We start from the raw sequence: 7,442 nt of genomic DNA, 5'->3' as shown, positions 1-7,442 counted from the left end.
AAACCAACAATTCACAAATTCCAGACATAAAAAAAGACGCTCTAAGCGTCTGATTTTTGGTGCGAAGGCCGGACTCGCACATAATACTTAACCTCATGATATAAATTAAAATATAAAAGTATAAATTTATTTATACCAACACATGTACCAACAGATGAAATTCTTACTTTTTCTGATGGTTATCTAATACAAGTAATCGTGATGCTGATGAAACAATATAATTTTATAAGTTATCTTCATGCAGCATCAAAATCTGGTATTGTTGCTCCTCGGTTAGCCTCACTGGGTCAATCACCACCTCCTTAGGAGGTGGTTTAAGCTTGACGATGAAAGAATGGAGACTAATGAACATGTATCCACATTTATCGATTTTGTTTCTCTCGCTCCATTTCTTCTAATGTCTCTTTTTGAATACGTCCATATTTTTGAATATCCTCATAAGCTTTCATGTTAGTTTGTAACCCGCCTTGCATTCTATTTTTCTCTTTCCAACGAGGGCGATTTTTACCTGAAAATTCTTTCTTCTGACTCCAATAACCGATGGGGTACTGAGCCACAATCGTTCCTCCGACACCAATGTCCACCGTAGAGTATTGACCATTGTTGATGTAGCCCTTTTTAATATAAGCATTTGGACTACACGTGCCGGTATCTCGTTGTTGCCAAAAACCTTCAGTTCTCGCTACGATATAAAAATCACCAAATGCACACCCAGAGGCAGATTTTCGGTTCAGTACGGCAACATAATGTTTGGTTGAACCGACAATTTTACAGGTACTGTTTTGGCTACCACAGACTTGCCATAAAGTTTTACCTCCATCACCTTTATATTCCCAAATTGTATCTTTAGGCGGCTTGCTGGCGGCAAAAGCTTGCGAAGCGATAAGACATAATGATGCGGATGTAATAAGAGCTAAATATTTTTTCATTTAAAATTCCTTTCAATATTATTAGATACGTCAATATTGACGCAAGATAAGCACCACTTAATAGGTGCTCAGTTTTCTAAGGTGTAGAGTATTAAGTGTTCAATTCATGAATGGCTGAATGTTTCTTTACCGTAAAATTGCAGTCTCTCCTTAATCTCACTGGAGATAGTGTCTTGATTTTTAATCGGCGTTATCCATTCAAAATTGCAATCGCGGCACATCCAACCCGTACCCCATGCAATGATGTCTTGCTCAGAAGAACAGTGAGGGCAATGTGTGGGATACGATGTTAGTGGGGTTAATAATGTCATGGTCGGTTCCTTTCTTTGTGTGATAGAAGAGAGGTAACTACTTGTGATATCAATCGAAAATGCGGTAAGGCCGCGATAAAATTGTTTTGTTGTGACAGTTGCATCACTACATGTTTCGGTGTGAAGGGGGTATTAAGTGGTTGAACTTGCTGGATATCCTCTAACAGCAAAACATGCACTTGCTGATGATATTCAGCTAATAAATACCACTGGCCCTCACGGTAAATCAGTTGATAAGGTTGTAGTGGATTAAATCGACGCTCAGGTGTAAGTAAGCTAATAGATTGCTTACTGGTAATGGCATACACCAATTGATAGAAATGATCAGCATGCAAAGCCGAAATCTTATGGGCGTGATGCCAAATCAAACAAGGTGCATGAGGCTGCTGGGTTAACAGTAACCCGAGTAAGCGGCTGTCTAACCCTGGAAACAAGCGAGTCATCCCAATCTGTTTCACAAAGGTAAGAACATCTTTGTCTCGGTAAGCTTTTAGCGTATTGATGGGCAAGCGATAACAACCTTGCCGACCTTCTACACCCAGATAAGCCAAGCGTTCACGTAAATCCCGTTGTAACGTGCGCTCAGAAACATTGAATTCTTGGACTAAATGCGAGAGCACAAGGCTTTCTCCTGCCATTAAGCGGGCAATCAACGCAGAGAGTCGCACAGCCATGCGCTCATATTTTCGGTTGGTCTGAAACATAACGTATTGCTCTCAATAACAGACTTTAGGAAATTAAGAAATGAGGGAGTTTAACTTAGGGGATTGACAGGTTATGTCTGTTGGGAAAATTCTCATTGGGCTTTTTAGTGAAAAATCACTATAAGTAATTCATTGATAAATAGCGTTATGCTTTTTATTTGAACAATAAGAAAGTAAGGCGTAACGACACAACCTGTCAGGGCGGGAAAATTAGTTGGGTTGGCAAGGGGCGAGTTGGTTAAATAAGGTATCCGCCATCACCCACAAGGCTTTATTGAGTTTGATATCGCCATCAATCCCATTAACTGAACGAGTGCGAGCGCGTTTACCTTTTGCAGTACGGCCTGATAATCCCCCTTTAATCAGATTTTCTTGTAAACGTTGGTACACCGTCCAAAGGTCTTCTTTTTTATCTTCAACGCGTCGAGGCTGTAGAACTTGCTCTCGTGTGACAGGATGGAACTCTTCACCAAAGCGGTAGGTCAAAGCTGCTTCAGCAAAGGCTTGTTGGGCTGGTGGGGGTAACAATAACGACTGCATACTTTCGCGTTTTTCAGCCACTTGCTCAAACGTATTGAGTACCTCATACGCCCCTTCAATCACTTTACTCAACACATCCCCTTTATGGGGTACACGCACTTCTCCTAATACATCACCGCACACCAAACCGTTGGAACACACAGCTCTAAAAAGCCCCGGTAACATCTGATAGCTGCTTGAGCCATCATGGCTATTAAGCAGAATAATTTCAGGAACTTGTATACCCGTGATTTGGTCATGTCGCCGAAGTCGTAACATGTGCTTTGTATGCTCTCGACGACTGATATCCCGTACACGAGTCTGGCAAGCAAAAAACGGATAAAAGCCTTCTTTTTGCAGGCTATCTAACAAGGTGATGGTGGGAATGTAAGTATAACGTTCACTGCGAGAATCGTGTTTTTCTTCAGAAAATACACTCGGTACAGTACGGAATAACTCTTCGATGGTCAGTGGACGCTCACGACGAATACTGTTAGCAGAACCAAAACGCGAAGCTAATAAACTCATGATAGACTCCAGATTAATCAATTAAGTGGAAAATGACAGCAGATTCAGAATGTTGTAACGCGTAGTCACGCAACTGATAAAAGCGGTCGCACATCACTTCGCTTTCTGTTTGGAATGACCAAATGCTGTACAGGATCAGACACACTACAATCCCTGCCGCTTCTGGGCTCACGATGGCTTCATTGCCGTTATGCGGGTTGAATAGCGTAAGCTCCTCTTGATTTAAATCGAGATAAATAAAGGCGCTACCATTGGATAAAGTGCAATATTCCCAATACCCGCCGTAGTATTCCTCACAAAACTGGCCCATGGTAGTAAAAATCACCACTTCAAAGGTGGTCCAGCCTTTCACGCTCCCGAAGTGGTTGAGCCAAAAATCAAGGCGTTGTTCATTGGGGACGAGTGTCATTGCAATAGCGGATTCAGCTGTATTATTCATCAGTTGATACTCCAAGAAAAAGAAATAAAAAAGCGCCAGTCCTTAACGGGACTAGCGCTGAGAGTGATAATTAATGGTTTAATGTAAGAGGTTAAAAGAACAGGCTCCACAGGGATTTAGCGACGGATACGATACTGTTTTTAACGGTGCTAACCGTACTTCTTATCAATGGCGGCAAAGAAATGATATTGATTAAGGTATCCACAATATCACTGACACATTGACCAAAATCGTTACGTGCGGCGTTCTCCACCGATTGCGTCCGGTAAGAGGTGTTCAGTTGCCTAGCTACTCCGCTACTGGCTTGCGCCGGTAACGCCTGTATGAGTTGCTCTGCTAATTTAGTGAGTTGATAGTTTTCGACCGCAGAAACTGTTATCACAGGATGATGCGGCTTAAAGGCGGTTATGACGGCTTGTTGCTTTAATTTTAAGTTAGCAGTTTGCTCTGAGGATGGCTTGTGGTTGTGTTCATCCCACTGGCGACAAGGCTCTATTTTATCGGCTTGGTTCAAGACAAATAGAAATTGATTAGGTTGGTAACCGCATTTCTTCGTGAGAAAGCGATAACACTGTTCATCAGAAGACCATGCTCGGTCATCGGCCTTGAGTACCCAAATGATTAAATCGAATTCTGGTAATAAGTTGCGATAGAGCTGGTGGTACTCTTTATCCCGCTCAAGGCTTTCCCCCACGCCGGGTAAATCTACAAAAGTGAGAGTATGGTTGTTCATCGTCATGCTGAAGCGTTGGACTTGGCGTGTGCAGCCTGAAACATCACTCACAAGTGATAATGACGATTGGAATAGTGCGTTGATAAGACTGGATTTTCCTGCTCCCGTTTTACCCATCAAACCGATGGTGGGGGAGTAATTGATGAGCTGACTGAGTTGGTTAAAAAATGATGTTTTAAATGAAAAGGGAAAGGCTGCGAGAGCCTTCTCCAGTTCAATATGTTGATTCATACAAACTCCTTGAAAATAAAATTATCATTATTCAAGGTGATAATATATATTTGAAATTATTTTAAATTTTTCTTTTTAACTAACAGTATGAGTTCTTCAATGGAATCCCGTGGTAGATCAATTTGATCAATCATCGCCTCGATAATTTCGTTAATATTTTTATTATGATTTTTGGCTATTTTTTTTAATTTTACCATTGATGATTTGGAAATATACGTATTCAGTACAGCCTTATCTTTAACACCATCACGATATTTTTTTTGGCTCCAAGCTTTTCTTGTTTGAGATAGAAAAAGCTTGACCGCTTCTACGCTTGAAATAATAGCCCAATAATCAAAACAGGAAATAATCAATTTCCATTTTTCATTTTGAATAAGAACATTAACATCATCATCAACAGCAATATTTGCGCGGATCATCCTCTCGGCTATCCATTTTAATGCTTCATTCTTTCTGGGTAAAAATAAAAAAGGATCGGGGTATTCTTTAGAAACAGACGAAGCTTTATCTTTCATGTAAAAGACTGTCTCATTAAAATCTTTAGGGTTTATAAACAAAACTAAAAAGTCCAAAAAACAAACAATATAATGAAAAGGGATATTCCTGCCCATGATAGGGTTCAAGTTCAAGGGAGAGTAATTATACACGCCAGTCATAATTGATGGGTAATCATTTTCTATAAGGTGTTTATTATACGACTTCATGAGAAAGTTTAAGATAACAAATGATATTCTTTCATCCGTTAAAAAAGACAATTGTTCTATTGGGATAATCTTTTTCTCTATCGTTCTGAGATAATAATCAACATTTTTAAATATACTCCCGACATGCTGATTTAACTCACTAAGTAATGTACACACATTCTTATTCTTTGCTTCGGATATCATTTTATAAAGCTCATTAGACGACAGTGTTTTTTCTGAAAACATATAGAAAAGAACAGCATAATATTGTCTGCACTCCAAATAATTATCATTGACATTTATATTTATCATTTATTCTCCACGTAGTATTTTTTGCATATGTTTACATAGTATTTTACGTAGTGTTTAAGGTGTCATTATACTACATGAAAACCCCTATTTATGTGCTAAAACTCACGATAACTGCACTAATTATTATTAGAGTGAGGCTAATCTTTAGATAAATTAATATCAGAGTTGACTCTCCTCAAAAAGGAGCAGTTCATCTTTGTTCAAAAACGCTCTGTCACTGTCATTGATGATGAGATATAGAAAGGCTTTATCGTGTTGGTATAGTATTATTTTAATAAAGATAACCAGCATCATAACCACATCTAAAAGATTAAACATTACCCTGTCACTGATTCATCTATCCATATATTCATCATCTTGGTTAAATGATGAATGCCTATTTTTAACAACATCCCTTCTAGATATGAAATAAAACCAACCACAGGTATTAATCATGTCTAGTTACACCTACAATGAGCATTACATTCAAAAGATAAACCACACTATCCGTAAAGCACTTTTAATTCACAATCGTGTTACTGCTATTCGGGTTGACTTGCGTTTCCCATCTGAAAATATATTTCACTTTAACGATTCGAGGGTCATCACTCGATTCTTTGAATCGTTAAAAGCCAAAATAAATGCTGACCTAAAACGTAAGAATAAAATATGGAAGCGTAACCACATATGCCCGTTATCTTATGTCTGGGTCAGAGAGTTCGGTGAGATAAATAACAAAAAACACTATCATGTTCTTTTGCTGTTAAATAAAGATGTTTATTGGGGGGTGGGTGACTTTGTTAAAACTGAAGGGACGCTATATGCATTAATACAGCAAGCATGGTGTAGTGCTATTGGTGTGAACTACCCTGCGGAGCGTTATTTAATTCATATTCCAGATAATGCCATAACGTGGCTAGATAATAATAAACCTAATAATGAAAGCACGATATTCGAATTAAACCAGCGCTGTCGTTACTTAGCCAAAGAACATACAAAATATTATGGTGATGGTGAGCGTTCTTTTGGGTGCAGCCGTTAATCTACCAATAAAAAACATGAGGGGGATATCTTTTGGAAGAGAGATATCCCTAAATATTCATCGATATCCCTTCTGCCTTTTAACTTTAAAGACAGGAGTTCAATAATGAGCACTCAAGCGATTCCCTTATTAGATGATCAATGCGTTGATATGAAATTTATAACCCGTTTAACCGGACTAACAGATAAATGGTTTTATAAATTGATCCAAGAGGGGGAGTTTCCCAAACCCATCAAACTGGGGCGTAGCTCTCGCTGGTTAAAGAGTGAAGTAGAGCAATGGCTGCAAGCGCGTCTTGTGGCTTCTCGGTATTAACCCTTTCGAAGTCAACATATTCAATTTAACCCCAATTTATTGTATGAATTAATTTATGGAGTACCGAGAGTATGAAAAAGCTGCCCGCTCGTTATGAAGAGTTATTGAGTTATTATCAACGTTGGTTAAATGGGTATACGAAGTTGTCCATTTGCCAGGGGATGTGTCATTCACTCATTCAAAACAGTCACTATTTGATGGTGTCGTACATTCGTTTTTCGAGTCATGAAGCCTGCCAGGTGGCGGTTATTCCTGCTCGTCTCTATCGACTGGTGTATGGTAACGCCTACCCTGACAAACTCACCGAAGAAGAGGATTTAAACCTGAGTTTTCATATTGATGAACGGCTGTTACGCTACCACCCTATGCTGGAAGGGATACTGCTCAGTGAATGTGCGCGTCTTAAACAGCACGCCTTTGCTAACAAGTTAATCAGTTTATTTCAGCAATTTAATGATCCGGAAATACGTCCGAAATTGGTCTGGTTATGTTGGTATGATTTGCTGTTAGGGTCACCATTAGACGATTGGAACCATACACTTAAGTTGAAATCCAAAGAACAACTTGTGGAATGGGTGATTGACAGACAAGCCGAAAATGGGGGATTAACAGCTATTATGGATGAATATGTATTGTTCAGCCGATAAGTATGGTAAATGAATATGGAGGATCAAAAGGATTAATATCGTTAACGCGTGCTACTCACTGTGTTGATAT

Annotated in this window: 10 protein-coding genes; 3 read left to right on the top strand and 7 right to left on the bottom strand. The window is 39.2% G+C overall.

The window, feature by feature from the left end; genetic code table 11:
- Positions 1-362 precede the first annotated feature (362 nt).
- The 7 genes from GKR71_RS01055 to GKR71_RS01025 form a co-directional block, all read right to left on the bottom strand.
- Positions 363-929 carry a hypothetical protein gene (locus GKR71_RS01055; protein WP_015422297.1) on the bottom strand — a complete coding sequence of 189 codons (567 nt, stop codon included), beginning with the start codon at positions 927-929 and terminating at the stop codon, positions 363-365.
- Positions 930-1,033: 104 nt separating this feature from the next.
- Entirely contained in the window at positions 1,034-1,240 is a 207-nt protein-coding gene (locus GKR71_RS20290; RefSeq protein WP_154633824.1) for a hypothetical protein, read from the bottom strand.
- A complete protein-coding gene (locus GKR71_RS20285; RefSeq protein ID WP_088206862.1) occupies positions 1,237-1,944 on the bottom strand; it encodes a helix-turn-helix transcriptional regulator in 708 nt (235 codons plus the stop codon). Before GKR71_RS20285 ends, GKR71_RS20290 begins: the two co-directional genes overlap by 4 nt.
- Before the next feature lie 210 nt (positions 1,945-2,154).
- The gene (locus GKR71_RS01040; protein ID WP_154633823.1) at positions 2,155-2,991 is read right to left on the bottom strand and encodes a DUF932 domain-containing protein; all 837 of its coding nucleotides are present in this window, start codon (positions 2,989-2,991) and stop codon (positions 2,155-2,157) included.
- Positions 2,992-3,004: 13 nt separating this feature from the next.
- The gene (locus tag GKR71_RS01035; RefSeq protein ID WP_154633822.1) at positions 3,005-3,430 is read right to left on the bottom strand and encodes an antirestriction protein; all 426 of its coding nucleotides are present in this window, start codon (positions 3,428-3,430) and stop codon (positions 3,005-3,007) included.
- 91 nt (positions 3,431-3,521) lie between these two features.
- Positions 3,522-4,394 carry a GTPase family protein gene (locus tag GKR71_RS01030; protein ID WP_154633821.1) on the bottom strand — a complete coding sequence of 291 codons (873 nt, stop codon included), beginning with the start codon at positions 4,392-4,394 and terminating at the stop codon, positions 3,522-3,524.
- 56 nt (positions 4,395-4,450) lie between these two features.
- On the bottom strand, positions 4,451-5,389 hold the full coding sequence (locus GKR71_RS01025) for a hypothetical protein (RefSeq protein WP_154633820.1): 939 nt from the start codon (positions 5,387-5,389) through the stop codon (positions 4,451-4,453).
- Between the two features lie 433 nt (positions 5,390-5,822).
- Between GKR71_RS01025 and GKR71_RS01020 the strand changes: the two genes are divergently transcribed.
- The 3 genes from GKR71_RS01020 (at position 5,823) to GKR71_RS01010 (ending at position 7,372) form a co-directional block, all read left to right on the top strand.
- Positions 5,823-6,410: an inovirus Gp2 family protein gene (locus tag GKR71_RS01020; RefSeq protein WP_154633819.1), complete on the top strand. Its 588-nt coding sequence runs from the start codon at positions 5,823-5,825 to the stop codon at positions 6,408-6,410.
- A gap of 105 nt (positions 6,411-6,515) precedes the next feature.
- Entirely contained in the window at positions 6,516-6,725 is a 210-nt protein-coding gene (locus tag GKR71_RS01015; RefSeq protein ID WP_154633818.1) for a helix-turn-helix transcriptional regulator, read from the top strand.
- 71 nt (positions 6,726-6,796) lie between these two features.
- A complete protein-coding gene (locus GKR71_RS01010; protein WP_154633817.1) occupies positions 6,797-7,372 on the top strand; it encodes a hypothetical protein in 576 nt (191 codons plus the stop codon).
- Positions 7,373-7,442: the final 70 nt, after the last annotated feature.

This window comes from Providencia sp. wls1922 (genome assembly GCF_009706505.1).
Taxonomy (GTDB): Bacteria; Pseudomonadota; Gammaproteobacteria; order Enterobacterales; family Enterobacteriaceae; genus Providencia; species Providencia lanzhouensis.
This window is presented reverse-complemented; position numbering and strand designations above follow the sequence as displayed.

Coding starts and splice junctions, on each gene's coding strand:
- GKR71_RS01055 (WP_015422297.1), bottom strand. CDS start 929: ATGAAAAAATATTTAGCTCTTATTACATCCGCATCATTATGTCTTATC.
- GKR71_RS20290 (WP_154633824.1), bottom strand. CDS start 1,240: ATGACATTATTAACCCCACTAACATCGTATCCCACACATTGCCCTCAC.
- GKR71_RS20285 (WP_088206862.1), bottom strand. CDS start 1,944: ATGTTTCAGACCAACCGAAAATATGAGCGCATGGCTGTGCGACTCTCT.
- GKR71_RS01040 (WP_154633823.1), bottom strand. CDS start 2,991: ATGAGTTTATTAGCTTCGCGTTTTGGTTCTGCTAACAGTATTCGTCGT.
- GKR71_RS01035 (WP_154633822.1), bottom strand. CDS start 3,430: ATGAATAATACAGCTGAATCCGCTATTGCAATGACACTCGTCCCCAAT.
- GKR71_RS01030 (WP_154633821.1), bottom strand. CDS start 4,394: ATGAATCAACATATTGAACTGGAGAAGGCTCTCGCAGCCTTTCCCTTT.
- GKR71_RS01025 (WP_154633820.1), bottom strand. CDS start 5,389: ATGATAAATATAAATGTCAATGATAATTATTTGGAGTGCAGACAATAT.
- GKR71_RS01020 (WP_154633819.1), top strand. CDS start 5,823: ATGTCTAGTTACACCTACAATGAGCATTACATTCAAAAGATAAACCAC.
- GKR71_RS01015 (WP_154633818.1), top strand. CDS start 6,516: ATGAGCACTCAAGCGATTCCCTTATTAGATGATCAATGCGTTGATATG.
- GKR71_RS01010 (WP_154633817.1), top strand. CDS start 6,797: ATGAAAAAGCTGCCCGCTCGTTATGAAGAGTTATTGAGTTATTATCAA.